The sequence below is a fragment of the Nocardia sp. IFM 10818 genome (assembly GCF_054655275.1).
Genome location: NZ_BAAHJH010000001.1, coordinates 3212629 through 3235759 on the forward strand (window position 1 = coordinate 3212629; position 23131 = coordinate 3235759).

Annotated in this window: 27 protein-coding genes; 16 read left to right on the plus strand and 11 right to left on the minus strand. The window is 68.9% G+C overall.

The window, feature by feature from the left end; all coding sequences use genetic code 11:
- Positions 1-44 precede the first annotated feature (44 nt).
- Positions 45-257 carry a WLR motif membrane protein gene (locus tag ACYQ5L_RS14865; RefSeq protein ID WP_459957926.1) on the minus strand — a complete coding sequence of 71 codons (213 nt, stop codon included), beginning with the start codon at positions 255-257 and terminating at the stop codon, positions 45-47.
- A gap of 242 nt (positions 258-499) precedes the next feature.
- On the opposite strand from ACYQ5L_RS14865, the gene pdxS reads away from it, so the two are divergent.
- Complete coding sequence (pdxS, locus tag ACYQ5L_RS14870) at positions 500-1420, plus strand: pyridoxal 5'-phosphate synthase lyase subunit PdxS (protein ID WP_379195080.1); 921 nt, start codon at positions 500-502, stop codon at positions 1418-1420.
- A 173-nt stretch (positions 1421-1593) separates the two neighbouring features.
- Here the strand turns inward: pdxS and ACYQ5L_RS14875 are convergent, their stop codons facing one another.
- Positions 1594-2346, minus strand: a complete 753-nt coding sequence (locus ACYQ5L_RS14875) for a MerR family transcriptional regulator (protein ID WP_459957927.1) — start codon at positions 2344-2346, stop codon at positions 1594-1596.
- 63 nt (positions 2347-2409) lie between these two features.
- Between ACYQ5L_RS14875 and ACYQ5L_RS14880 the strand changes: the two genes are divergently transcribed.
- The 3 genes from ACYQ5L_RS14880 to ACYQ5L_RS14890 all read left to right on the plus strand — a co-directional run bounded on the left by ACYQ5L_RS14880 (position 2410) and on the right by ACYQ5L_RS14890 (position 5270).
- A complete protein-coding gene (locus ACYQ5L_RS14880) occupies positions 2410-2889 on the plus strand; it encodes a DUF6194 family protein (protein WP_459957928.1) in 480 nt (159 codons plus the stop codon).
- 67 nt (positions 2890-2956) lie between these two features.
- Complete coding sequence (locus tag ACYQ5L_RS14885; RefSeq protein WP_459957929.1) at positions 2957-4141, plus strand: metal-dependent hydrolase family protein; 1185 nt, start codon at positions 2957-2959, stop codon at positions 4139-4141.
- A gap of 274 nt (positions 4142-4415) precedes the next feature.
- Positions 4416-5270: an MHYT domain-containing protein gene (locus ACYQ5L_RS14890; protein ID WP_459957930.1), complete on the plus strand. Its 855-nt coding sequence runs from the start codon at positions 4416-4418 to the stop codon at positions 5268-5270.
- A gap of 3 nt (positions 5271-5273) precedes the next feature.
- Here ACYQ5L_RS14890 and ACYQ5L_RS14895 read toward each other — a convergent pair whose 3' ends face one another.
- Complete coding sequence (locus ACYQ5L_RS14895) at positions 5274-6104, minus strand: helix-turn-helix domain-containing protein (RefSeq protein WP_459957931.1); 831 nt, start codon at positions 6102-6104, stop codon at positions 5274-5276.
- 87 nt (positions 6105-6191) lie between these two features.
- Here ACYQ5L_RS14895 and ACYQ5L_RS14900 point away from each other — a divergent pair, with 87 nt between their 5' ends.
- Both ACYQ5L_RS14900 and ACYQ5L_RS14905 read left to right on the plus strand, forming a co-directional pair.
- Complete coding sequence (locus ACYQ5L_RS14900; RefSeq protein WP_459957933.1) at positions 6192-6605, plus strand: SgcJ/EcaC family oxidoreductase; 414 nt, start codon at positions 6192-6194, stop codon at positions 6603-6605.
- 197 nt (positions 6606-6802) lie between these two features.
- Positions 6803-7012, plus strand: coding sequence for a hypothetical protein (locus ACYQ5L_RS14905; RefSeq protein ID WP_459957934.1), 210 nt, complete (start codon positions 6803-6805; stop codon positions 7010-7012).
- Here the strand turns inward: ACYQ5L_RS14905 and ACYQ5L_RS14910 are convergent.
- Positions 6999-7940 carry an alpha/beta hydrolase gene (locus ACYQ5L_RS14910; protein ID WP_459957936.1) on the minus strand — a complete coding sequence of 314 codons (942 nt, stop codon included), beginning with the start codon at positions 7938-7940 and terminating at the stop codon, positions 6999-7001. The genes ACYQ5L_RS14905 and ACYQ5L_RS14910 overlap by 14 nt on opposite strands.
- Positions 7941-8088: 148 nt before the next feature.
- Between ACYQ5L_RS14910 and ACYQ5L_RS14915 the strand changes: the two genes are divergently transcribed.
- Genes ACYQ5L_RS14915 through ACYQ5L_RS14925 form a run of 3 tightly spaced genes read left to right on the plus strand, consistent with a single transcriptional unit; the run spans position 8089 to position 10651 of the window.
- The gene (locus ACYQ5L_RS14915) at positions 8089-8748 is read left to right on the plus strand and encodes a hypothetical protein (RefSeq protein WP_459957937.1); all 660 of its coding nucleotides are present in this window, start codon (positions 8089-8091) and stop codon (positions 8746-8748) included.
- Positions 8745-9746: a nucleotidyl transferase AbiEii/AbiGii toxin family protein gene (locus ACYQ5L_RS14920; protein ID WP_459957938.1), complete on the plus strand. Its 1002-nt coding sequence runs from the start codon at positions 8745-8747 to the stop codon at positions 9744-9746. Before ACYQ5L_RS14915 ends, ACYQ5L_RS14920 begins: the two co-directional genes overlap by 4 nt.
- Entirely contained in the window at positions 9743-10651 is a 909-nt protein-coding gene (locus ACYQ5L_RS14925) for a nucleotidyl transferase AbiEii/AbiGii toxin family protein (RefSeq protein ID WP_459957939.1), read from the plus strand. The genes ACYQ5L_RS14920 and ACYQ5L_RS14925 overlap by 4 nt, the downstream gene beginning before the upstream one ends.
- Positions 10652-10660: 9 nt before the next feature.
- Here ACYQ5L_RS14925 and ACYQ5L_RS14930 read toward each other — a convergent pair whose 3' ends face one another.
- The 3 genes from ACYQ5L_RS14930 to ACYQ5L_RS14940 form a co-directional block, all read right to left on the minus strand.
- Positions 10661-11524: a P1 family peptidase gene (locus ACYQ5L_RS14930; RefSeq protein ID WP_459957940.1), complete on the minus strand. Its 864-nt coding sequence runs from the start codon at positions 11522-11524 to the stop codon at positions 10661-10663.
- 166 nt (positions 11525-11690) lie between these two features.
- Positions 11691-12248 (minus strand): DUF1990 family protein, encoded by a 558-nt coding sequence (locus tag ACYQ5L_RS14935; RefSeq protein WP_459957942.1) that lies wholly within the window; start codon positions 12246-12248, stop codon positions 11691-11693.
- 253 nt (positions 12249-12501) lie between these two features.
- Positions 12502-13110, minus strand: a complete 609-nt coding sequence (locus tag ACYQ5L_RS14940) for a nucleoside/nucleotide kinase family protein (RefSeq protein ID WP_459957943.1) — start codon at positions 13108-13110, stop codon at positions 12502-12504.
- Between the two features lie 116 nt (positions 13111-13226).
- Between ACYQ5L_RS14940 and ACYQ5L_RS14945 the strand changes: the two genes are divergently transcribed.
- Positions 13227-14078 carry an acyl-CoA thioesterase gene (locus ACYQ5L_RS14945; RefSeq protein WP_459957945.1) on the plus strand — a complete coding sequence of 284 codons (852 nt, stop codon included), beginning with the start codon at positions 13227-13229 and terminating at the stop codon, positions 14076-14078.
- A 165-nt stretch (positions 14079-14243) separates the two neighbouring features.
- On the opposite strand, the gene ACYQ5L_RS14950 is transcribed toward ACYQ5L_RS14945, so the two are convergent.
- Positions 14244-15935 (minus strand): APC family permease, encoded by a 1692-nt coding sequence (locus ACYQ5L_RS14950; RefSeq protein WP_459963434.1) that lies wholly within the window; start codon positions 15933-15935, stop codon positions 14244-14246.
- A 473-nt stretch (positions 15936-16408) separates the two neighbouring features.
- On the opposite strand from ACYQ5L_RS14950, the gene pdxT reads away from it, so the two are divergent.
- Positions 16409-17032: a pyridoxal 5'-phosphate synthase glutaminase subunit PdxT gene (gene pdxT, locus ACYQ5L_RS14955; protein ID WP_459957946.1), complete on the plus strand. Its 624-nt coding sequence runs from the start codon at positions 16409-16411 to the stop codon at positions 17030-17032.
- Between the two features lie 106 nt (positions 17033-17138).
- Positions 17139-17891, plus strand: a complete 753-nt coding sequence (locus ACYQ5L_RS14960) for a YebC/PmpR family DNA-binding transcriptional regulator (protein ID WP_459957947.1) — start codon at positions 17139-17141, stop codon at positions 17889-17891.
- Positions 17892-17960: 69 nt separating this feature from the next.
- Here the strand turns inward: ACYQ5L_RS14960 and ACYQ5L_RS14965 are convergent, their stop codons facing one another.
- On the minus strand, positions 17961-18419 hold the full coding sequence (locus ACYQ5L_RS14965) for a DUF4383 domain-containing protein (RefSeq protein ID WP_459957949.1): 459 nt from the start codon (positions 18417-18419) through the stop codon (positions 17961-17963).
- A gap of 120 nt (positions 18420-18539) precedes the next feature.
- Here ACYQ5L_RS14965 and ACYQ5L_RS14970 point away from each other — a divergent pair, with 120 nt between their 5' ends.
- From ACYQ5L_RS14970 to ruvB, 4 genes are all read left to right on the plus strand, one after another.
- Positions 18540-19058: an O-acetyl-ADP-ribose deacetylase gene (locus ACYQ5L_RS14970; RefSeq protein WP_459957951.1), complete on the plus strand. Its 519-nt coding sequence runs from the start codon at positions 18540-18542 to the stop codon at positions 19056-19058.
- A 156-nt stretch (positions 19059-19214) separates the two neighbouring features.
- On the plus strand, positions 19215-19784 hold the full coding sequence (ruvC, locus tag ACYQ5L_RS14975) for a crossover junction endodeoxyribonuclease RuvC (protein ID WP_459957952.1): 570 nt from the start codon (positions 19215-19217) through the stop codon (positions 19782-19784).
- On the plus strand, positions 19781-20386 hold the full coding sequence (gene ruvA, locus ACYQ5L_RS14980; RefSeq protein ID WP_459957954.1) for a Holliday junction branch migration protein RuvA: 606 nt from the start codon (positions 19781-19783) through the stop codon (positions 20384-20386). The genes ruvC and ruvA overlap by 4 nt, the downstream gene beginning before the upstream one ends.
- A gap of 6 nt (positions 20387-20392) precedes the next feature.
- Positions 20393-21490: a Holliday junction branch migration DNA helicase RuvB gene (gene ruvB / locus ACYQ5L_RS14985; protein WP_459957956.1), complete on the plus strand. Its 1098-nt coding sequence runs from the start codon at positions 20393-20395 to the stop codon at positions 21488-21490.
- A 24-nt stretch (positions 21491-21514) separates the two neighbouring features.
- Here the strand turns inward: ruvB and ACYQ5L_RS14990 are convergent, their stop codons facing one another.
- Both ACYQ5L_RS14990 and ACYQ5L_RS14995 read right to left on the minus strand, forming a co-directional pair.
- On the minus strand, positions 21515-22420 hold the full coding sequence (locus ACYQ5L_RS14990) for a quinone oxidoreductase family protein (protein ID WP_459957958.1): 906 nt from the start codon (positions 22418-22420) through the stop codon (positions 21515-21517).
- Between the two features lie 263 nt (positions 22421-22683).
- A complete protein-coding gene (locus ACYQ5L_RS14995) occupies positions 22684-23094 on the minus strand; it encodes a DUF4259 domain-containing protein (protein WP_459957960.1) in 411 nt (136 codons plus the stop codon).
- Between the last annotated feature and the right edge of the window lie 37 nt (positions 23095-23131).

The window sequence follows — 23131 nt, forward strand, 5'->3', positions numbered from 1 at the left end:
CGCCGCGGGTTCGACGGCGGTGCGACTCGTGACCCGAACTCGGGCTAGCCGCCCGGCAACCAGATGTAGGCCGCCCACGCCCCGGCCCAGACCGCCAGCATGATCAGCGTGGAGATGCGCGGCCCGCGCCGCCGCGGTTGCGGGTGCGCCGGACCCAGCCACACCGAATACGCGTCCGGATATCCGCGGCGCACCGGATCCGGCGCGTCGGCGGCCTCGGCACTGCCGCTCACCGAGATCTCCTCTCCGGAATCCATATCTGAACGGTATCTTCCCTGGTCCGCAGCTCGCCACCGGCGCGGCCGGTCAGCCGTAGCGGCAGAGTAGCCGTCCCACCCGGCGCTCCCGAGCGGCCAGTGTGATGCGGGCTACTCTGCCGGTGGCAGCAGTCCTACTCGGCCCGTGGTAGCAGTCCAGTCGTGTCCGACTGGCTATGAAGTGGCCTGATGTGGACGCCTAGAATCGGGTTGTTCGATTCCGAGCGATCCGATTGGCCCAGATGACACAGGAGTTTGCCGTGACTACGCCCGAGTCCACCCCGACCATCGGCACCGCCCGCGTGAAGCGCGGTATGGCCGAGATGCTGAAGGGCGGTGTGATCATGGATGTCGTCACGCCGGAGCAGGCCAAGATCGCCGAGGACGCCGGCGCCGTCGCCGTCATGGCCCTCGAGCGGGTGCCCGCCGACATCCGCGCCCAGGGCGGCGTGTCCCGCATGTCGGATCCGGACATGATCGACGGCATCATCAGCGCCGTCTCCATCCCCGTCATGGCCAAGGCCCGCATCGGCCACTTCGTCGAGGCGCAGATCCTGCAGTCGCTGGGCGTCGACTACATCGACGAGTCCGAGGTCCTCACCCCCGCCGACTACGCCAACCACATCGACAAGTGGAACTTCACCGTCCCCTTCGTCTGTGGCGCCACCAACCTGGGCGAGGCCCTGCGCCGCATCACCGAGGGCGCGGCCATGATCCGCTCCAAGGGCGAGGCCGGCACCGGCGACGTCTCCAATGCCACCACCCACATGCGCAAGATCCGCGATGAACTGCGCCGCCTGTCCTCCCTCCCCGAGGACGAGCTCTACGTCGCCGCCAAGGAACTCCAGGCCCCCTACGAGCTGGTCCGCGAGGTCGCCGAAACCGGCAAGCTCCCCGTCGTCCTCTTCACCGCCGGCGGCATCGCCACCCCCGCCGACGCCGCCATGATGATGCAGCTCGGCGCCGAGGGCGTCTTCGTCGGCTCCGGCATCTTCAAGTCCGGCAACCCGGCCCAGCGCGCCGCCGCCATCGTCAAGGCCACCACCTTCTACGACGACCCGGACGTCCTGGCCAAGGTCTCCCGCGGCCTCGGCGAAGCCATGGTCGGCATCAACGTCGACGAGATCCCCCAGCCCCACCGCCTCGCCGAGCGCGGCTGGTAACCAGATCCGAAACATCGCCGACCGGGAACTGGTGGCGGCAAACGCCGAGAAGGCTCCGCCACCAGTTCCCGGTCGCTGTCGTTTCACACGTTGGCCTGGCGGACGCCGGCGCGCCAGACCTCCGCGATGCCGGTGGTCGCGGTGGTGACTCCCGACAACACCGTCCGCGGCATCTACTCGGTGACCAATCCGGACAAGCTGACCGGCGTTCGCTGAAGGGGCCCGAGCAGGGGCACGAGCTCCGCGGAGGCTTCGAACAGTGCCCGGGACCGGGTTTCGATGGCGGTTCGCCGGGTGTCCAGCGCGGCGTGGACATCGGCCCAGCGGCGGGCGTCGCGCAGATGGGGCAGGAGGGTCTGCAGCGTGGTGATCCCGTAGCCCGCGAGCCGGAGCTGATGGACCACCCGGGCATCCCGGACATCGGCGGGGGCATAGACGCGCGGTGCGCGCGGAGCGGTGCGCGCGGGAGTGACGAGTCCGGTTGCGTCCCAATGCCGCAGCGTGGAGGTGCGGACGCCCAGGGCGGTGGCCAGCTCGGCGATGGTCATCGAATCCGACCGCCGGACATCGGCGATCGGTTCCGCCGAGATCGATTCGACGGCGGCGCGGGCGGATTCGAGGTCTCGGCGCTCCCGGTCGAGCCGCGCGTGCGCCGCGTCCAGCAACGCCAGCAGTATCGGCGGGGGTTCGGTGCGGGCCGTGCGCACGATGCGTTTGGCCTCGACCGGCCCGACTCCCGCCGCCAGCACGCGGTACGCCCGAGCGGCCCGCACATGGACCTCCCCGTACATGCGATATCCGCTGGGCGTGCGCCCGGCCGGCGGGAGCACGCCGTCCCGCTCGAGATTGCGGATCTGCTGGACGGAGTAGCCCGCCCGGCGGGCCACCTCGGCGGTGCGCAGTCGATGCGAGTCGAGACTTTTCACCCCTGTATCTCCCGATTGCCGCGTGAAACTCTCCACAAGCACTTCAATGTAACGCTGGAACACATGACAGTCGACGACATCACCGAGTTCATCGAAGCCCTGGGCGGAGTGCTGACCCTGAAGCCGGGTCCGGGCGACGGCACCCCCGAGATCGCCTGGGGTGATCGCTTCTTCTACTACGCCCCGGACGGCCGGGTCCCGTCCACTCAGCCGTTCGCGACCATCGTCACCAAGGACTACCCGGACGACACCGCCTCCCGCCTGGACCGTCCCGGCGCCTTCCGCGTCAACGTGAACGCGGGCAGGGACGCCTTCACCCGCTGGACCGGCCACACCCCGCGCGAAACCGCCGACCGCGGCGCCGATCCGAGCCTGCCGGACACCCTGGTGGCGCACCCGGTCTACGGCGGAGTCGCCTGGCTGGCCGTGGTCGAACCCGGTGCGAACACCGCCGAGCCACTGCGAGAGCTCTTGCGGGCCGCCCATGATCGCGCCCGGACCCGCTACGACCGCCGCGCCGCAGACAGACCGATCGGTCACTGAGCGATAGCCGCGACTGCTAGTTTCGAAACGGATCTTGTCCGCCCACACGCCGATTCGGGAGTACGCAGTGAGCCTGTCGATTGTCAACGCCGCGGTCTTCGATGGTGAGTCGGCGGAGCTGGTCGAGGGGCCGGTGCACCTCGAGGACGGCCGGATCGTCGCCGTCGGCGGCGATTTCGACGCCGAGCGGGTGATCGACGCACGCGGCCGGACGGTCCTGCCCGGATTGATCGACGCCCACTGCCACGCCTACGGCACCTCCCTGGACCTGCTCGGCATCGAGAGCAGCCCGCTGAGCTACGTCGCCCTGCTGGGGGCGCGCCGGCTGCGCGCGGCGCTGCATCGCGGGTTCACGACCGTGCGGGACGTGGCGGGCGGCGATGCCGGGCTGGCACGCGCCATCAGCGAAGGCCTCATCGAGGCGCCGCGCTACCTCTACACCGGGGCGGCGCTGAGCCAGACCGGCGGACACGGTGATCCGCGCGGCGTCGACATGGACGTGTGCGGATGCCACTCGAATATGACCGAGGTGGTCGACGGCGTCGACGCGGTGCGCCTGGCCGTGCGCGACCGGTTCCGCCGCGGCGCGCACGCGATCAAGATGATGACCTCCGGCGGCGTCATGTCGCTGACCGATCCGATTCGGATACCGCAGTATTCGGCCGAGGAAATCCGCGTCGCCGCCGACGAAGCCGCCCGTCGCGGCAGTTATGTTGCCGCTCACGCCTATTCGCCCGAGGCGATCCGTCACTCGGTCCGCAATGGCGTGCGCTCGATCGAGCACGGCAATCTCCTGGATGCCGAAACCGCCGCCCTGATGGCCGAACACGGCGCGTTCCTGGTGCCGACCCTGGCCACCTACGACGCCATGGCGCGCCGCGGCAAAGAGGTCGGCCTCGCGCCGGTGTCGGCGGAGAAGAACCTCGAAGTCCTCGATGCCGGCGCCGCGGCGGTGGCCTTGGCGCGTGCCGCCGGGGTGCGCGTCGGCTTCGGCACCGACCTGATGGGCGCGCTGGAAGACGAACAGCTGCAAGGCATCCGGCTCCAGGTCGAGATCGACGGCCCCTTCCTCGCCCTGCAATCGATGACCTCGGTGAACGCCGATCTGCTCGGCCGCCCCGACCTCGGCCGCGTCCGCCCCGGGTGTGCCGCGGACCTGCTCATCGTCGACGGTGATCCGTTCGCCGACCCGGCCGTGCTCTGGAAGGGTGCGCGCACGGTCATCCGAGCCGGTGTGCCGATCGGCGACTGAGCGGGACCGCCCGGGCCGTCCTGTGCCGCAGCAGGTTTCGGGGGCCGCCCAGAAGTTGCGGGCCGGGAGCGGGACGTCCAGGGAGCTAGACGGGGAATCGCGGGTGGCGGCGCGGCCGCGCGCAGTCCCGCTACCTGCGCGCATAGGACTCAGCAAACTCGAAATCTTTTCCAGGATTGTGCTGCGGCAAATTTACTACCTGGAGTTTTGTGGTTAGTCTTCGGCGCTATCACCGGTGAACAGTCGACCTCAGAGCTTCTGGCAAGGAGTCCGCATGCTGGAAATCGACCAATTCACCTATGGCTGGCTGAATCCGCTGCTGGCCTATCTCATGTCCGTCACCGGGTCGTTGCTGGCCTTGCGCTGCATGGTGCGGGCGCGCAATCAGCACGGGCACGGGGGATGGGTGGCCATCGGGGCGGTGGCCCTGGGCGGCACCGGGATCTGGGTCATGCATTTCATTGCGATGCTGGGGTTTTCGGTGCGCGAAGCCCATATTCGATACAACGTGCCGATCACGGTGGCCAGCGCGCTCATTGCCATGGGCGTGGTGTGGATGGGGCTGTCGATCGTGGTGCACCGGCACGGCGGTGAGGGATTCGCGCTGCTGGTGGGCGGGACCGTCACCGGGCTGGGCGTGGGGGCCATGCACTACTCGGGCATGTACGCCATGAAAACCGATGCGGCGGTGCGGTACGACTCGTGGATCGTATTGCTGTCGCTGCTGATCGCGGTGGTGGCGGCGACGGCGGCGCTGTGGTTCGCGCTGCACGTGCAGGGGATCGTGGCGACCGTGGGCGCGGCGCTGATCATGGGAATCGCGGTGTGCGGCATGCACTACACGGGGATGTTCTCCATGCGCGCCCATGTGGCCGAGCACATGCACATGCCGTCGGGGGCGCAGCCGGCGCAATTGCTGACCCCGCTCATCATCGCGGTCAGCATGGTCACCCTGCTCATGCTGCTGCAGGTGGGCATCACCGATGTGGACGAGCCGGATCTCAGCCGCATCCGCGGGCAGTACGCCAGCCGGTACTGGCCGAGCACGGGCGGCCGCGGCGCGCACCCCCGATTCGATCCCGACGACTTTCCCACCGAGACCTTCCGGGCCAAGCGCCGCCGCGAGTGAGGGTCAGCGCGGTGCGGGGGCCCCGTCGGGGGCCGCTTCGCCGGCGAGGACGCGCAATGCGTTCGCGGTGAAATCATCCAGGGGATAGAACAATTCGATCGCCAGCTCGGACAAGGTGACATCGGCGGGCGCGCCGAACGCCACCATGGTGCTGAACAATCTCAGCTCGCCCAGCGGAGTGCGGATGCGCAGCGGCACCGCGAACGGTCCCGCGATCTCCTCGTCGTCCTCCTCCAGCTCGGGCGGGTACGGATACCCGGACACCTCGTCGTACAACTCGCGCAGCACCGGATCACCGGTGGCCTTGACCTGCCGGAGCAGGCGATCCAGCAGGTTCTCCCGCACCTGCCGGTAGTTGACCAGATGAGAAGGGGCGGAAGGGCTTTCCGGGTACAGGGCGAGCCGGTACATGTTCGGCGTCCGATCCGCGATCGGCTCGGGCACCGCGCCCTCGAACAGCCCCATCGCGCGATTGGTGGTGACCACATTCCAATACCGGTCCACCGCCACCGCCGGATACGGCTCGTGCGTGGCCAGCATGGTCTCCAAGGCCGTTCGCGCCGCGGCCATTTCGGCGTCGTCGAGACTGCTCTCCCGATACTCCGGCGCGAACCCGCCCGCCATCAGCAGCGTATTGCGTTCGCGCAGCGGCACATCCAGCACATCGCTGAGCCGCAGCACCATGGCGCGACTGGGCTGCGCCTTCCCGGTCTCGATACAGGACACATGCCGCGCCGAACTATCGGCCGCCAACGCCAGATCCAGCTGGCTCAACCGCCGCCGCTGCCGCCACTCCCGCAACAACACGCCCACCGCAGACCCCTGACCCGTCACCTGCCCAGCCTATCCACCCGCGGTGAACCCCTCCATGACCTCCGAGGTCATTGAGACCATGACCACGCGGCTGGCACGGTCGATCCCATGACCACGAACCAGCACGACGAAACCGCCCTGCTCGCCCTGCTGCGCGCCCAGGCCGATGCCTGGGCGGCCGGTGACGGTGCGGCCTTCGCCGCCACCTTCACCGAGGACGCCGACTTCGTCTCGGTGATCGGCGAATTCATCCACGGCCGGGCCGAAATGACCACGGAGATGCAGAAGGGCTTCGACGGTTTCATGAAGGGGACCCGGATGTCCGACCCCGGCACACTGAAAATCCGCTTCCCCGCGCCCGATACGGCGATCATGATCACCCAGGGGGTCCGGCCCAGTCGCCCGGACGATCCGGCCGGGCCCGATGAGCAGTCCATTCAGACGCGGGTCGCGGTGCGCACCAAGGGAACCTGGCTGTTCACCAGCTTCCAGAACACCCGTGTCACCCAATTCCCGGTCTGAGCTGCGCTGTCGCCCGGGTTGTCAGATCGCTGCGGCCGAGGCGGGGGTGGTCGGGCGGCAGATGTCGGCGAGGGTGTGGAAGGCGCGCTTCGGGGCCAGGGCGCCATCGGGCATGACCTTGACGACGCCGAAGGAGGCGAGGTGGCCGTGACCCCGACAGCAGACGCCAGCGCTACGTCATCGACGATGACGCGGGCATGCGCACCGTGCTGGCCAGCGCCCGCGCCAACCAGCGCCTCGCCGCCACCGCACAACGCGCCGCGAACACCTTCGGCCCCGACACCCCCGCCGGCGCCCGCCTGGCGGCAGCCGCCGAATTCCTCGAACAAGTGGGCAACGACATCATCCGCTCCGCCGAACGCTGGCGTGCCGGCCTCGAATCGGCCCGAGCGCTCAGGCCCCGATAGCTCGCGCCAGATGCGGCCACGAATCATGAAGATCGGTTTGGAATTGCCCCCACGTATGCGAGCCAACCGGCCTGTTGACATACACCGGAGACATCCCCAGCTGCGACAAGCGCGCCGCGAAATTCCCCGTGCACGAGGCCGCGATCGCCTCGATCACCGGTGACGGCAACCCACCCTGATCGATCGCCCCCGGAATCCCCGACGCCGACGACAGATAAATCACCTTGCCGCGCAACCGCTCCGCGCTCAGGACCGGATCATGCGACCGCCACACCTCCCCTCCCGGCGCGCCCCACATATTCCCCGGATTCCCACCCCCGCGCAGCACCACCGCACTGGCCATCGCCACCCCCGCCGAATCCGAAGTCCACGGACACCCGCTGTACGACGCGACCGCACTGTACTTCTCACCCGCCTGCACAGCCAGATCGATCGCCGACCCCCCACTCATCGAAACGCCCGCGACAGCATTGCGCCCCGTGGTCCCGAACCGCTCATCGATCACCCCCGGCAACTCCGTCGTGAGATACGTCTGCCACCGATTCCTCCCCATGATCGGATCATCAGCAACCCAATCGGTATAGAGACTGAACGCCCCTCCCGTCGGCAACACCACATTGACATTCTTGTCCGCGAAGAACTCCCGGATATCGGTGTCATCCCACCACGAAATCCCATCCTCCCCACCACCAGCCCCGGTAAGCAGATACAACGTAGGCGCAGCCCCACCCCCGGCAGCCCGGATCACCCGATTGGACACCACCCGATCCATCGCCGGCGAGTACACATCAACCTGCGAAATACGTTCATCGATAGGTCTTTCCCCAACCACGCGCGCCCCGCTCGGAGCAGCCGCAGCAGGCTGAACCAGGACAAGGGAGGCGGCGACGACACACGCGAACAAAGCCCAGATCTTGGTAGCGGTCACCACTCCGTTGTACCCACCGCAGCCTCCGAATCTTGCCGAATGTGTCGTAATCCCTTGTGCGAAGGTGTGATAGCACACCGACCCGATGGGCCGAGCGAGCAGCCCGCACGCGAAAATCCGGGCGACGCCGAGCCCATGGTTTGGAAACATGGTCCTGGTGACGACCACCGCACCACCGTCTTTCCACGGCGATTTCGAGGCGCACCTCACCGTCCGCGGTGACACCGCTGCCCGGATCGACGCCTTCGAAAACTATGCCGCCGCCCACGATCTGAAGTTCGTCCACATCGTGCTGGATCGAGGTCGGGTAGCCCAGCAGCCGATGATCACCGTGCGGCACTCCGGATCGTTCGAGACGGTTCGCGATGCGGTCGAACAGCTCGCGGCTCGCTTGTCCGGCGACGGATTCCCGGTGGTGCGCACCAAGATCGAAGCGACCCCGTGGGCCGAGGGCGTCCCGCTATCCGATGCCGAAGCCCTTGGCGCCCGCTACTACTTCGAACACCATGTGAAGCTCCTGCTTTCCCCGGCCACCGATATCGCCGCGCTGACCGCGCTCGCCGTGACCCACTCCGCGCACCTGTCCGCCAATGCCCGCCGCACCCGCCCCGACGGCCACGCCGAACGCTTCGTCACCCAGCGCTGCCGCCGGGTCGGCGACGCCACCGCGGCGGCACACCTGGAAACCCTGATGTCGGCCCTGCGCGCCGATGCTTACGAAATCCTGTCCGCCGAACGCGAATTCGTCGTCCACGACAGTGACGAGTCGATCGACGACGGCTGGATCGCCGAAGGAGTGAGGTCATGACCGCCGGTTCCTGGGAGAACTTCCAGCGCTCCCACTACGCGAAGGAATACCCCGCGCCGAACGCTCCCCTGTCGGACGCCACACGCGCGGACCGGCACCTGCCCCGCACCCTGGCCCCTGTCGTCGGTGACGGTGTGACCCAACAGCTGTATCACGACATCGCCTTGACCCACTACATCAATGGAATGCGGCTGACCGAACCGCATTTCGCCGACTCCGCAACAGGCGCGGCATGGTACGCGGCCCGCCGCGACGCCCTGGACCGGGTGCTGGACGCCGTCGCGACCACCCGCTGGGTTCCGCACCTGGTGCTGCGCGGCAGCATCCTGCTGCGCGCCTGGTTCGGCGCGGCCGCCCGCGAACCCGGCGACGTGGACTTCGTTGTCGTGCCCCAGGACTGGCAACTCGGCGACGAACGAGTCGAGGACATGTTCACCGAGATCGCCGAACAAGCCGAGACCACCTCCCGGGCCGCCGACAGCACCGTTCGCTTCCACGCCGAGAGCGCCACCACCGACGACATCTGGACCTACGGCACCGTCCCCGGCCGCCGCCTCCTGCTCCCCTGGACGGCTCTCGATCCGGCGATCCCCTCGGGCTCGATACAGATCGACTTCGTCTTCGGCCAGCCCCTGGTCCAACCACCCACCCTCACCGAGATTCCCCACATGGCCCGCCCGCACACTTCCGCCGTCCTGAACGCCGCCACCCCCGAAATGTCCCTGGCTTGGAAACTCCTGTGGCTGTGGAGCGACGAATACCCGCGCGGCAAGGACCTCTACGACGCCGTCCTCCTCGCCGAGCACTGCCACCTCCCGAGCGAAATCCTGGATCGAACCATGAATCAGGACGCCGACTACCGCCGCTACGGCGGATACGACGAGCTGGTCGCCTACGTCACCGCCGAAGTCGACTGGACCGCCTGTATCCGGGACTTCCCTCAACTGGCCGGCCGCGAGGAGGAACTCGCGCACCGCCTCCGCCGAGCCTTGACATGACCGGATCACCGTGGGATCGAGTCGTTTACGACCCGCTCGCCCGGCAGTCCGCACACCGGCGTCGCCCGACGGAACGCCCGTACTTCTACGACCCGGCGCGCGCCGAAGCCTGGGTCGCGGCGCGGCGAGAGGCGATGGACTGCGTCCTCGCCGCGGCGGTCGCCTCCACCTGGTCGAACAACCTGGTGCTGCGCGGTAGCGCCCTGCTCGCCGCCCGGTTCGGCGCCTGGGCGCGCGAGCCTGCCGATCTGGACTTCGTGGTGACTCCACGGCGGCTGCGCGCCGACCAGAGTGCGGTGGACCGGATGCTCGACGAAATCGCCTCGCGTGCTGCTGGACTGGCGCTACTCGACGACTCGGTACGAATTCTGGCGGAGTCGGATATCGCCGAGATCGAGCCGGTGTGGCCGTACCGTGGTACGGCGGGCCGCCGCCTGACCTTGGCGTGGGACTGTCCGCGCCGCGGCCGTGGGACCGTGCGGGTGGATTTCGCGTTCGGCGAGGAGCTCCCGGAACCCGCGCGGGAGATTCGAATGCCCCGATTGGGGCGTCCGGGGCCGCCTGTCGTCATGGCCGCGGCCACCGAGACGGCAAGCCTGGCGTGGAAACTGATGTGGCTCGACGAGGACGTCTCCAGCGGAAACCTCGCGCAGGGCAAGGATCTTTTCGACGCGGTCCTGCTCGCGGAACACGGTGAGCACCCCGGCGGGCTGTTCGAGGCGATGACGAGGCTGGGCGGCCTCGTCTACGACTGGAGTCCGCCGGGCTCCTATGACCCGGAAACACTGGCGGATTTCGGCCGAAGGGTGGATTGGTCCGGATTCGCCGTGGACTACCCACTATTGGTGGAGGCGCACGAGGAGTTCGTGCAGCGGTTCGTCGCCGCTGTCACTCGGGTGTACTAGGCGCTCGGGTCAGGTCGCCAATGAACGGATGGCCTCGGTGACCGTGGCGAGGGCCATCAGCCGGACGACGTCGACGTTGGATTCGACTTGGCCTGTCGCGGCGGCGATGAAGCCGTCGCCGTCGAAGCGGGTGTGGGGTGGGGTGAGGGCGCGGGAGAGGCCGTCGTGGGCGCCTTGGGCGACTATGTGGCAGGCGGTTTTGTCGAGGCGGGCGTTGGTGAGGATGGCGCCGATCGTGGTGTGGGCGCGGGGGTTTGCGAAGTCGAAGGGGCGGTTCAGTTGGGCTACGGCGTCCAGGGAGATGTCGGAGGTGCCGGGGTCTATGTCGCCGAAGGCGTTGACTACGCAGAGGGCGCCGACGATGACGTCGTCGAGGCGGCGTTCGGCGTAGGCGATGCCGCCGGGGCGGCGGAGGTCGGGGCCGCGCCAGTGGGAGGTGTAGGCGCCGGAGCCGGCGCCTATGCGGCCGTGCAGGATTTGCTCGCCGGTGGTGGCCAGGGCGGCGGCGTAGCCGTTGGCCGCGGTGGGGCGGGTGGCCGGATCGCCCGCGGCCAGGTCGAAGAGGGCCATGGTGGGGACGATGGGGACCGCGCCGCCGGGGGTGGGGACGCCGCGGCCTTGTTCTTCGAGGTAGCGCATGACGCCGTCGGCGGCGGCCAGGCCGAAGGCGGAGCCGCCGGTGAGGAGGATGGCGTCGACGGTGGCTACGGTTTTGTCGGGGGCGAGGGCGTCGAGTTCGCGGGTGGCGGGGGCGCCGCCGCGGACCTCACAGGAGGCGATGGTCCATTGCGGCAGGGTGAGGACGGTGCAGCCGGTTTCGGCGACCGGGTCCGACCAGTGGCCGATACGGACTCCCGGGATTCCGATGGTCATGCGCCCCTCCGTTCTCGCGCAGCGGCTTGCGATGCGCGCCTGTTGAATTCGCAGACTGGATCGATCATCTCACCGGGAAGGTGTGCCGGCGGCCGGCAGTGGCGAGTGCCACGCCGAGGCGCTCGGGCCGATTCCCGGGAACCCGCGCGGTGACCGCGCCGGGATGTCAGGCCCGGCGGGTGCGGAGCGCGCGGAGGTAGCGGCGGCGGTAGACGCGTTGGGCCAGGAGCAGGACCGGGAACACGGTGCGCCACAGTCCGGCAGGTGCGGGGCTCGTATGGGAACGCAGCGTCAGCCAGACTGTGCCGTCGGCAGCCCGATGCACGATGAACGCTTCCTCCCCGGATACGGGATGGCCGGGCAAGGTGCCGTAGCAGAAGCCCGCTCGCTCCGGCGTATCGACCACCGCGACCACTCGCACCGGCTCGTGCACGGTGAGCGGCCCGAATCCGGCGGTGATGCGGTACTCCGCGCCCTCGACCGCGCGAACACCGACGGTGGTCAAGGGCGTGATCCGAAAACCGCTGCGCCGCTTGACGCCCCACTCGAGCACGGCGGTCGACGCGGCCTGCCAGTCGGCATCGCCCTGGCCGATGACCACGGTCCGCTCGAACCGGCGGTAACCGGTGATCGCGGCGGGCCACTCGACCGCAGCGGGTGCGGTGACGCCGACCGGGGCGTAGGTGAAGGCGGAGGAACGCTGTGCCCGGCGCTCGGAAGTCATAGGAGTTCCTGTCGATGGCGGTATCCGGATCGCGACAGTAGCCCATGGTGCGGGATCGATGCTCCGCCACGGCCGGTCCCACACTCCGCTGCCCGGTTGCTCTGCTCTCTTCGCCGCCCAGCTGCCCTGCTACCCCGGCACTTTCCGGTGCCCGGTCGCTCTGTACTCTCCGCTGCCCGCTGCCCGCTGCCCGCTGCCCGCTGCCCGCTGCTCCGCACTCTCCGCTGCCCGGCGGCCGACCTCGCCGAATCGCCTAGCCGACTCGTACGGCGGGGCGGTCCGGGTGGTCCCAGGCGACCGTCAGATCGGGTTCTCCGGCATGTGCATGGTGCTCGCGCAGCGCGGCGAGGGTGAAGTGCTCGTCCGGGTCGGTTCCGCGCCGCAGCGCTGCGTCGGACATGCGCAGGCCGACGGTGAGGTCGAAGGCGAGGCCGCGGCCCAGCAGCATGGGCCCGGCGACGAGGAGAACCGTTCCCGCGGCGGCGGGGCGGCGGCGCGCGCGGGCGGAGCGGTCGGTGCGTTCGTTCCACAGCGCCGGGAGCCAGCGGTCGTGTTCGCGAAGCGCTTGCAGGACTTCGCGATCCAGGGCGGCGTAGTCGAACCACAGCGTGCGATAGGACAGTTCGTCGGCGTGGCCGTGCTCGTAGCGCAGGGAGGCGGGGCGGACGAAATCGTGCAGGGCGACGACGTCGGCGGGACGGCCCGCGGCGCGCAGTCGGTCGGCGACCGCGCGGGCGACGGAGACGGGATCGGCGGCGTCGGCGCCGTCGACGGCGATCACCGCGTGGCCCGGCAGGTCGGCGGCGCGCTGCGTGAGCAGATCGATCAAAGCGTCGGGGGTGATGGCGGCGAAGGCGGGCACGGGTCCATCATGATCGATGGGCGCGCCTGGCGGCGGATGGTGTTGTGGCAGGTCCTGCGGGTGGGTTCAGTGAACGGCTGTTAACCTGAGCCGACGATTCGGAAGGGAACGGGTGCATGGCGACGATCGAAGAGGCGCTGGAGATCGAGCGGCTCGAGCGTGACATCTTCCGGGGTGCGTCGACCAAGACGCAGCTGCCGCGCACATTCGGCGGGCAGGTCGCCGGGCAGGCGCTGGTGTCGGCGGTGCGCACGGTGGAACCGGAGTTCCAGGTGCATTCGCTGCACGGGTACTTCCTGCGGCCGGGCAACCCGCAGGAGCGCACCGTGTACCTGGTCGATCGCATTCGCGACGGGCGCTCGTTCTGCACGCGGCGGGTGACCGGCGTGCAGAACGGCGAGGCCATCTTCACCATGTCGGCCTCCTTCCACCGCGGCGACGAGGGCCCCGAGCATCAGGACGATATGCCGACCGTGCCTGTGCCGCAGGACCTTCCGGACGCCCGCACCTCCATGAGCCCGGAGCGGCTGTGGGCCATGCGGGAGTGGGAGCACTGGGATATCCGCACCATTCCGCAGGAGCAGGTGGACCGCCGCGACGGCCTGGCCGCACAGCAGCAGGTGTGGTTCCGCTACCGGCACCCGCTGCCCGACGATCCGCTGTTCCACGTCTGCACCCTCGCCTACATGAGCGATATGACGCTGCTCGGATCCTCGAAGGTGCCGCATCCGGACGAGCCGACCCAGAACGCCTCGCTCGACCACGCCATGTGGTTCCTGCGCCCGTTCCGCGCCGACGACTGGCTGCTCTACGACCAGCAGTCGCCCTCGGCCGGATTCGGGCGCGCGCTCACCGGCGGCCGCATCTGGAACCAGCAGGGCGAACTGGTCGCGGCCGTCGTGCAGGAGGGACTCATTCGCACCCCGCGCGACAAGAACGCGAAGTCCTACCCGCCGGGCACCAACTGACTGCTACTCGGGTCGAGGCGGCGACCTTCCCCCGTCATTCCGGCATGCTTGTGGCCGGAATCCACGAAACCGTGATGCGCGGAGGGTGTGGATCCCGGCCAAGAGCGCGCCGGGAGGACGGGGGTAACGCGCCGGGATGACGGGGTGTGAAGCCGCCGTCGGTGATCAGGCCGTCTGCACCCGCAGATGGCAGACCACCGTATCCGGCATCTTCCGCAGCACCCGCTCCAGCTCGTCACTGCGATGACTGGGCAGCACCCTGTTCCACCCCGCCGGCGGTTCGATCTCCGCGATCACCACCACCTTGCGCCGCCCGGGGAAGGTCTCGCGCACATACCGCGCGACCGGCCCGCCGACGGTGGCGTCGCCGTCCTCCAGCAGAATCAGCCGCACCTCGGGATGCCACGCCTCCCACTCCTTGGTGAACACGGTGATGTTCTCCCCGGGCAGGCACACGTGCACCGCGACCACATCCCGCCCCAGCGACATGGCCGCCGACAGCGCCTCGCGGCTCAGCTCCGACACCTCCGAGACCGGCACCACGATCGCGGTCTCGCTCGCCTTGGGCGTCTCCGGCACGCACCCCGCGCCCCGGCAGCCGTCGATCTTGCGGTAGGTCTTGCGAATTCGCTCCATGGCCACCACCAGCAGCGGCAGCACCACCACGATCAGCCACGCGCCCTCGGTGAACTTCATGGCCGTGGTCACGATGGCCGCCACGAAGGTCAGCAGCGCACCGAACCCGTTGAGCGCGATCCGCCACTTCCACCCGGCGCCACGGGTGGCCAGCCAATGCCGCACCATCCCGACCTGCGCGATGGTGAACCCCACGAACACGCCGATCGCGAACAACGGCACCAGCGCGTTCATATTCCCGTTGGATGCCGCCAGCAGCACCGCCGCCGAAACACCCAGCGCCAGCACGCCGAACCGGTACACCTGCCGCGGCGAGGCCACCGCGAACCGGTGCGGCAGGCAGTTGTCGTCGGCCAGGATCTTGGTCAGCGTCGGCAGCCCGCCATAGGAGGTGTTGGCCGCCAGCGCCAGCAGGATCACCGTCGCGAATTGCACCACGTAGTAGGCGATTCCGTGCCCCAATGCCGCCTCGGTCAGCTGCGACAGCACGGTGGTGCCCTCGCGGGGATGCACCTCGAACTTCTCGATCAGCGTCGCCAGCCCGAGCAGCATGACACCCAGCAGCACACCCAGCGCCACCTCGGCCCGCTGCGCCCGCCGCGCCTTGGGCTGCGCGAAGCTCGGCACCGCGTTCGCGATCGCCTCCACCCCGGTCAGCGCCGCGCAACCGCTGGAGAAAGCCTTGAGCAGCAACAGGATTCCAATGGTGTGCGCATCGGTCACCACCGCCGCGCCGGTGGCGACACCGGCCGGTTCCGCTCGCAGCAGCCCGCCGATGATCACCGCGAAGATGCCGAGCACGAACACGATCGTCGGAATCATGAAGGCGCGGGCGCTCTCCCGGATCCCGTACAGATTCAGCGCCGTGATGCCCACCAGCACCGCGAGACAGATTTCCACGGTATAGGCGTGCAGTCCGGGGAACGCGGAGGTCAGCGCGGCCACGCCGGCGGCGATCGACACCGCCACATTCAGCACGTAGTCGACGATGAGCGAGGCCGCCGCCACCAGGCTGGTGCGATGCCCGAGCCGCTGCTTGGCCACCGCGTACGCGCCGCCGCCGTTCGGGAAGGCGGCGATGACCTGCCGATACGAGGCGATGAGCACCGCCAGCAGCACCACGATGGCCGCCGTCACCGGCAGGGCGAAGCCGAGCCCCGCCGCACCCGCCGTGGCCAGCACCAGCACGATGGCTTCCGGACCGTAGGACACCGACGCCATGGCGTCCAGCGACAGGCCCGCCAAGCCGGTCGACACCGTCAGCCCGTGCCCCGCCTTGCGCCGCAACCCGATTGGCCCCCGCGTGCGGCGAGGCTCCGGCCGATGGCCCGCATCGCCGCTCCCGCCGGAATCCGGATGCGAGTCGCCACCTCGTCCGCCCGGATCCGAATGAGAGTCTCCGACCCGGTGCGCGGCCGGGTGCGATTCGGCCCCGCTCGAGATGGTCTCGCCCGGGGTGTCGGAGTGCCCGTCCGGAGTCTGGTTCAGCCCGTTTCGGGTGCTGGTTCGCTCGGCTCGGATCATTCCCCGGGAGCGGGGCGGCGGCATGTCGACTCCGCCGCGCGGCCCGGGCGTGGTTTGCGGTAACGCATCAGTCACTCGGGCGAGTGTGCGCGCCCCCTATCGGACTGGTCATCCGTCCTAACGGTTCCTTCACGCCCTGGGTGAGCAGGGCCACATCGCCCGCGAAAAGTATGCTCGACGGCGTGACTCCGAGGATTGGTGTGCTGGCATTGCAGGGTGACGTGCGCGAACATGTGCACGCGCTGGCGGCGTGCGGGGCCGAGCCGGTGGCCGTGCGCCGTGAATCCGAGCTGGCCGCGATCGACGGCCTGGTCATCCCGGGCGGCGAATCCACCGCCATCAGCAAGCTCCTCGAGGTCTTCGATCTGCTCGAACCGCTGCGGCGGCGGCTGCGCGACGGACTGCCCGCCTACGGGTCGTGCGCGGGCATGATCCTGCTGGCCTCCGAGGTGCTCGACACCCGCCCGGATATGCAGCCGCTGCACGGCATCGATATGACGGTGCGGCGCAATGCCTTTGGCCGCCAGGTCGATTCCTTCGAGACCGATCTGGAGTTCACCGGCCTGGACGACGGCCCGGTGCGCGCGGTGTTCATCCGCGCGCCCTGGGTGGAGCGGGCCGGTGACGGCGTCGAGGTGCTGGCCACGGTGCCTTCCGGCCCGGCGGCGGGGCGGATCGTCGCGGTGCGGCAGGGCAATGTGCTGGCCACGTCCTTCCATCCGGAGGTGACCGGTGACCTGCGCGTGCACAAGCTGTTCGTCGACACCGTGGTTCGGCCGCGCGCCGGAGTATGACTGGTACAAGATCATGGGTATGCGGCCGCTCCGGCGGCGCGCAGTAGACTGGGGCCTCGCTGTCCGTCCGCGGGCGACGTTGCCCCCTGAACCGAGGAAGTAGGGAATGAGCGGCCACTCCAAATGGGCCACCACCAAGCACAAGAAGGCTGCGATCGATGCCAAGCGCGGCAAGCTGTTCGCCAAGCTGATCAAGAACATCGAGGTGGCGGCCCGGACCGGTGGTGGTGACCCGGACGGCAACCCGACCCTGTGGGACGCGATTCAGAAGGCGAAGAAGTCGTCGGTCCCGAACGACAACATCGAGCGCGCCCGCAAGCGCGGCTCCGGTGAAGAGGCCGGCGGCGCCGACTGGCAGACCATCATGTATGAGGGCTACGGCCCCAATGGTGTTGCGGTGCTGATCGAATGCCTTACCGACAACCGCAACCGCGCCGCCGGCGAGGTGCGCGTGGCCATGACCCGCAACGGCGGCAATATGGCCGATCCGGGTTCGGTCGCCTACCTGTTCAGCCGCAAGGGCGTCATCACCCTGGAGAAGAACGGTCTCTCCGAGGACGATGTGCTCATGGCCGTGCTGGACGCCGGCGCCGAAGAGGTCAACGATCTCGGCGAGGAGTGGGAGATCATCTCCGAGCCCGGTGATCTGATCGCCGTCCGCACCGCGCTGCAGGGCGCCGGCATCGACTACGAGTCCGCCGAGTCCGGCTTCCAGCCGTCCATGTCGGTGGCCGTGGACGCCGATACCGCGCGCAAGGTCTTCAAGCTGGTCGACGCCCTCGAAGACAGCGACGACGTGCAGAACGTCTACACCAATGTCGATATCTCCGACGAGGTGCTCGCCGAACTCGACGCCTGATCGAGTTCGCCGACGAGACGAAGGCCGCCTCCGTGCCCGGAGGCGGCCTTCGCCGTACCCGGGGGCGGGTCAGCGCATCGGATTGATGCTGGACCGCTGTTGCAGCCGCGGCAGCACCAGACCCAGCACGACCATGCCCGCGCCGAGCCCGAAATGCAGCCAGTCATCAGCGGTATTGACCGGAACGAAGTTGGCATCGCCGGTCTTGTCGATGACGAGGCCGTAGATCCACAGCAGCAGATACAGCACGCCGCCGCCGAGCAGGAAGTAGGTGGCGTAGCCGATCGTGCGCGCGGCCAGCAGCCCGGCCACGCCGAAAATCAGATGAACGATGTTGTGCAGCACCGAAACCTGGAAAATGCCGAGCAGTTCGGCATGGGATTCGTGCCCCGCCCAGCCCAGGCTGTCGTAGTCGGTGACGATGCCCGGAATGAATCCCAGCACTCCTGCCAGCAGGAAGACCGCGCCGACCACGGCCGCACCCAGTTGCACCGGCGTCCACCGGGTGGTTGTTCGTGAAGTCACCATTGTCCGTTCGCCTTTCTCCATCCGGCGTGGCGATCCCGTAGGACACTGCGGTGATCCACACCGGCTTGTTCCGCCGCATACCCGGCGGGGCAGGGCACAAACGGGTGCGAGAATCCGGATATGGCAGATCTGATCGCGGTCCGCGGGGACATCACCGAACAGCACGTCGACGCCGTGGTGAACGCGGCGAATTCGTCGCTGCTCGGTGGCGGCGGAGTCGACGGGGCCATCCACCGCAGGGGCGGCCCGGAGATACTCGCCGCCTGCCGTGCGCTGCGCGCCTCGCACTACGGGCGTGGGCTACCGACCGGTCGGGCGGTCGCCACGACCGCCGGGAACCTGCCCGCCCGCTGGGTGATCCACACCGTCGGACCGGTGTGGTCGGCGGGGGAGGACCGGTCCGCGCTGCTGGCGTCCTGCTATCGCGAATCCTTGCGGGTGGCAGTGGAATTGGGCGCGGAGACGATGGCGTTCCCGGCCATTTCGACCGGTATCTACGGCTGGCCCATCGAGGACGGCGCCCGCATTGCGGTGGAGACCGTGCGCGGTGCGGATATCTCGGTGCGTGAGGTGCGATTCGTCTTGTTCACCCCGGATGCCTACGCCGCCTTCGACGCGATTCTCGGCGAAAAGGCCTGAGGGTCTGCTCCGGGACCCGAACTTGTCGGCGGCATCTGCCATGGTGGTGCGGTGACGAATGCCCCGCCCCTGACCGCTCCGTGTCGGTGGCCGGGGAGTCCCGCTGCGTCCGTTAGACTCTCGAACAGTTGTTCGTTGGCTGGGAGAGGGGATTTCGTGCGGGTGATGGGTGTCGACCCCGGGCTCACCCGGTGCGGCCTCAGCATGGTGGAGGGCGGGGTGGGCCGGCAGGTCACCGCCCTGGCCGTGGATGTGGTTCGCACACCGCCGGATATGGATCTCGCCGAACGGCTGCTGCGGGTGGCCGATGCCGCCGAACAGTGGATGGACACCCACAAGCCCGAGGCCGTCGCCATCGAGCGGGTGTTCTCCCAGCACAATGTGCGCACCGCCATGGCCACCGCGCAGGCGGGCGGGGTGATCGCGCTGACGGCCGCGCGCCGCGGCATTCCGGTGCACTTCCACACCCCCAGTCAGGTCAAGGCCGCCGTCACCGGAAACGGTTCGGCGGACAAGGCGCAAGTGACCGCCATGGTGACCCGTATCCTCGGGCTGGCGGTCGCGCCCAAACCGGCCGACGCCGCCGATGCGCTGGCGCTGGCCATCTGCCACTGCTGGCGCGCGCCCATGCTCGAGCGCATGGCCAAGGCCGAGGCGCAGGCCGCGCAGCAACGGCGCATGTACGAGGAAAGGCTTGCCCAGCAACGGAAGGCGGTAACGCGGTGATCGCGTCGGTACGCGGCGAGGTGCTCGAGATCGGGCTCGACCATGTGGTCCTGGAGGCCGCCGGCGTCGGGTACCGCTTGAACGCCACCCCCGCCACCCTGGCCGGGCTGACCCGCGGCGAGGAGTCCCGCCTCTACACGACCATGATCGTGCGCGAGGACTCCATGACGCTGTTCGGTTTCGCCGACACCGAGGCGCGCGAACTGTTCGTGCTGCTGCAGACGGTGTCGGGCGTGGGCCCCAAACTCGCCATGGCGGTGCTCGCCGTCCTGGAGCCCGAAGCCCTGCGCAAGGCCCTCGCCGAATCGAATGTGGCCGCCCTGACCCGGGTGCCGGGCGTCGGCAAGCGCGGCGCCGAACGCATGTGCGTGGAACTGCGCGACAAGGTGAATCTCGTTCCCGTGCAATCCGGTCCGCCCGGCGCCGGCCCCGCGCCCATGGTCACCCCCATTCGCGATCAGGTGGTCGACGCGCTCATCGGTCTGGGCTTCCCCATCCGCCATGCCGAACCCGCCGTGGACGCCGTGCTGCTCGATCAACCCGACGCCGACACCTCCAAGGCATTGCGCGCCGCGCTGGGACTGCTGGGCAAGAACCGATAGGCGATCATGACCGACGATTCCGACTTCGCCCCCGCCGACCCGGACGAATCCGCCGTCAGCCCCGGCTATCTGGCCTCCGACGGCGAGATCGAAGCCAGCCTGCGCCCGAAATCCCTGGACGATTTCATCGGCCAGCCGCGCGTGCGCGAACAGCTCGCCCTGGTCCTGCGCGGCGCCAAGCTGCGCGGCGGCACCCCCGACCACGTGCTGCTGTCCGGCCCGCCGGGCCTGGGCAAGACCAGTATGGCCATGATCATCGCCGCCGAACTCGGCACCGCCCTGCGCCTCACCTCCGGTCCGGCCCTCGAGCGCGCCGGCGACCTGGCCGCCATGCTCAGCAATCTGGTCGAGGGCGATGTGCTGTTCATCGACGAAATCCACCGCATGGCAAGGCCCGCCGAGGAAATGCTCTACCTCGCCATGGAGGACTTCCGCGTCGACGTGGTCGTGGGCAAAGGCCCGGGCGCGACGTCGATCCCGCTCGATATCGCCCCCTTCACCCTGGTCGGCGCCACCACCCGCTCCGGCGCACTGACCGGTCCCTTGCGCGACCGTTTCGGCTTCACCGGCCACATGGACTTCTACGAACCCGATGAGCTGCAACTGATCCTGCAGCGCTCGGCCCGAATCCTGGGCGTGCGCTTGGAGGTCGAGGCCGCCGTCGAGATCGCCGGCCGCTCCCGCGGCACCCCCCGCATCGCCAACCGCCTGCTGCGCCGCGTCCGCGACTACGCGGAGGTCAAGGCCGACGGCCTCGTGACGCGTGCGGTCGCGCAGGCGGCCCTGGCCGTCTACGACGTCGACGCCCTCGGCCTGGACCGCCTCGACCGCGCCGTGCTCGGCGCCCTCATCCGCAGCTTCAACGGCGGCCCCGTCGGCGTCTCCACCCTCGCCGTCGCCGTCGGAGAAGAGGCGGCCACGGTCGAGGAGGTCTGCGAACCCTTCCTCGTCCGAGCGGGATTGGTGGCCCGCACCCCCCGCGGCCGTGTCGCCACCGCCGCCGCCTGGGAGCACCTCGGGCTCGTCCCCCCACCGGACCTGGTCTTCGGATCCATCGAAGTGCGTGCCCGCGAATCCCATCCGACACTGGACCTCTTCGAATAGCGGGCACGCGACCGGCTTCGAGGGTCAGGCGGCGGTTCGCACCGCGACGCGACCGAGATTGCGGCGGGTCTCGATCATGTCGATGGCCGCGTCCATGCGATCCCAGGGCAACACCGTGTGCCGGGGACGGAGTTCGCCCGCGGCGCGCAGCCGCCACAATTCGGCGCGGTAGGACTCGATCACATCCGGCCGGGTGCGACCGAGCAGCCCGACCGAGAATCCGCTGACAGTCTTCAGATCCGCCAGCAGTCCCGAAACCTCAACCGCCCCACCGCCCGCACTGAACGCCACCAACCGACCGTGCGGGGCAAGAACATCCACCCCGCGCTGCACGAACGGCCCACCGACACCGTCGAGCACGACATCGACGGATTCACCCCAGGGATCGTCGTAGGTGAACACGGTGTCGGCCCCACATTCCCGGAGAAACTCGGCCTTGTCGGCGGATCCGGCCGCGGCCACCACCCGCGAGGCGCCGAGCACCCGCGCCAGCTGCACCGCGAGATGCCCCACACCACTGGCGGCCCCGATGACCAGAACCGATTCCCCCGCCGTGAAGCTCGATGCCCGCAGGGCGCCCAGTCCGACCAGGCCCCCGCGCACCACGGCGAGCGCATCCGCGTCCGTGATGTCGGCGGGCAATTCAGTGATCAACTGTGGTGCGGCGAGCACATATTCGGCATAGACGCCTTCGAACACCAGCCCGCCCACTCGCTTGCCGACCCACTCGGACGACACCCCGGAACCTGCCGCGACCACGGTGCCGACCATCTCCCCGCCCGGATCGGTCACCGCCCCCTCCCGCAGCAACTGCACCAGCCGCACCCCAACCCCCACCAGTTCGGTGCGCACCAGCAACTGTCCGGGACCGGGCTCGGGCTCGGCCACCGCAATGGTTTCCGGACGACTGGAGAACTGAATCTTGCGCACTGACCACGGCCCTTTCACGGCGGAAACGTCTGACGAGCGCAAGTTATCCCCGTGAGAAATTTATGTCAATCCTAAATTGCGGACCCTATCGGTCAGAGCATCTCCCGTGCTCGCCCCAGCAGCCGCAGTTGCCGCTCGTAACCCCGCCCATCGAGCGCGAATCCAATGTGGTCGGCCCCGGCGTCGGCATACCCGGCGCACCGTTCCGCAGCCGCTTCCGACGTCGAGGTCAAGGAAACCGGCAACCGGCCCGGGCCGGGAAATCAGTCCTCCAGATCGGCTCGCAATTCGGCGACGACCTGCAGCGCATCCGCGAAGGACTCCGACTCCTCCCACAGATCCCGCCACTCCGACTCATCGGCCACGATCCGGTCCAGCGCGGCAATGGCCAGCGCCGCCAAATCGTCGTCGACGTCCACGGTTCCGCCTTCGAGCAGGAAGTCCGGCGCATACGACGAGGTGATCGGCGTCCGGGTGCGCTGTGCGGCAATGATCGCCGCGGCGGCGATCGCGTCATTGGCGAAATCGCTGTCGAGATAGTCGTTGTTGTTCGCGACGACCGTCAGCGCTTCCCGGATCATCAACTGCCGCTTGTCCGGCGCGGCGTCATTGAGGCCGCCGCACCAGTCGGCGGCGGAATCATTGTCGAACGGACCTACGTCCCACGTACCCATGGCGGAATTTCTACCGCCACGGGCCGCGGTCCGCACC

Bases quoted from the DNA above. Each gene is read 5' to 3' on its own strand.
- ACYQ5L_RS14865 (WP_459957926.1), bottom strand. From the start codon at position 257: ATGGATTCCGGAGAGGAGATCTCGGTGAGCGGCAGTGCCGAGGCCGCC.
- ACYQ5L_RS14915 (WP_459957937.1), top strand. From the start codon at position 8,089: ATGGTCCTGGTGACGACCACCGCACCACCGTCTTTCCACGGCGATTTC.
- ACYQ5L_RS14995 (WP_459957960.1), bottom strand. From the start codon at position 23,094: ATGGGTACGTGGGACGTAGGTCCGTTCGACAATGATTCCGCCGCCGAC.
- ACYQ5L_RS14920 (WP_459957938.1), top strand. From the start codon at position 8,745: ATGACCGCCGGTTCCTGGGAGAACTTCCAGCGCTCCCACTACGCGAAG.
- ACYQ5L_RS14935 (WP_459957942.1), bottom strand. From the start codon at position 12,248: ATGACTTCCGAGCGCCGGGCACAGCGTTCCTCCGCCTTCACCTACGCC.
- ACYQ5L_RS14905 (WP_459957934.1), top strand. From the start codon at position 6,803: ATGCGCACCGTGCTGGCCAGCGCCCGCGCCAACCAGCGCCTCGCCGCC.
- pdxT (WP_459957946.1), top strand. From the start codon at position 16,409: ATGCTCGACGGCGTGACTCCGAGGATTGGTGTGCTGGCATTGCAGGGT.
- pdxS (WP_379195080.1), top strand. From the start codon at position 500: ATGACACAGGAGTTTGCCGTGACTACGCCCGAGTCCACCCCGACCATC.
- ACYQ5L_RS14880 (WP_459957928.1), top strand. From the start codon at position 2,410: ATGACAGTCGACGACATCACCGAGTTCATCGAAGCCCTGGGCGGAGTG.
- ACYQ5L_RS14960 (WP_459957947.1), top strand. From the start codon at position 17,139: ATGAGCGGCCACTCCAAATGGGCCACCACCAAGCACAAGAAGGCTGCG.
- ACYQ5L_RS14945 (WP_459957945.1), top strand. From the start codon at position 13,227: ATGGCGACGATCGAAGAGGCGCTGGAGATCGAGCGGCTCGAGCGTGAC.
- ACYQ5L_RS14970 (WP_459957951.1), top strand. From the start codon at position 18,540: ATGGCAGATCTGATCGCGGTCCGCGGGGACATCACCGAACAGCACGTC.
- ACYQ5L_RS14900 (WP_459957933.1), top strand. From the start codon at position 6,192: ATGACCACGAACCAGCACGACGAAACCGCCCTGCTCGCCCTGCTGCGC.
- ACYQ5L_RS14950 (WP_459963434.1), bottom strand. From the start codon at position 15,935: ATGGCGTCGGTGTCCTACGGTCCGGAAGCCATCGTGCTGGTGCTGGCC.
- ruvB (WP_459957956.1), top strand. From the start codon at position 20,393: ATGACCGACGATTCCGACTTCGCCCCCGCCGACCCGGACGAATCCGCC.
- ACYQ5L_RS14890 (WP_459957930.1), top strand. From the start codon at position 4,416: ATGCTGGAAATCGACCAATTCACCTATGGCTGGCTGAATCCGCTGCTG.
- ACYQ5L_RS14930 (WP_459957940.1), bottom strand. From the start codon at position 11,524: ATGACCATCGGAATCCCGGGAGTCCGTATCGGCCACTGGTCGGACCCG.
- ACYQ5L_RS14925 (WP_459957939.1), top strand. From the start codon at position 9,743: ATGACCGGATCACCGTGGGATCGAGTCGTTTACGACCCGCTCGCCCGG.
- ACYQ5L_RS14965 (WP_459957949.1), bottom strand. From the start codon at position 18,419: ATGGTGACTTCACGAACAACCACCCGGTGGACGCCGGTGCAACTGGGT.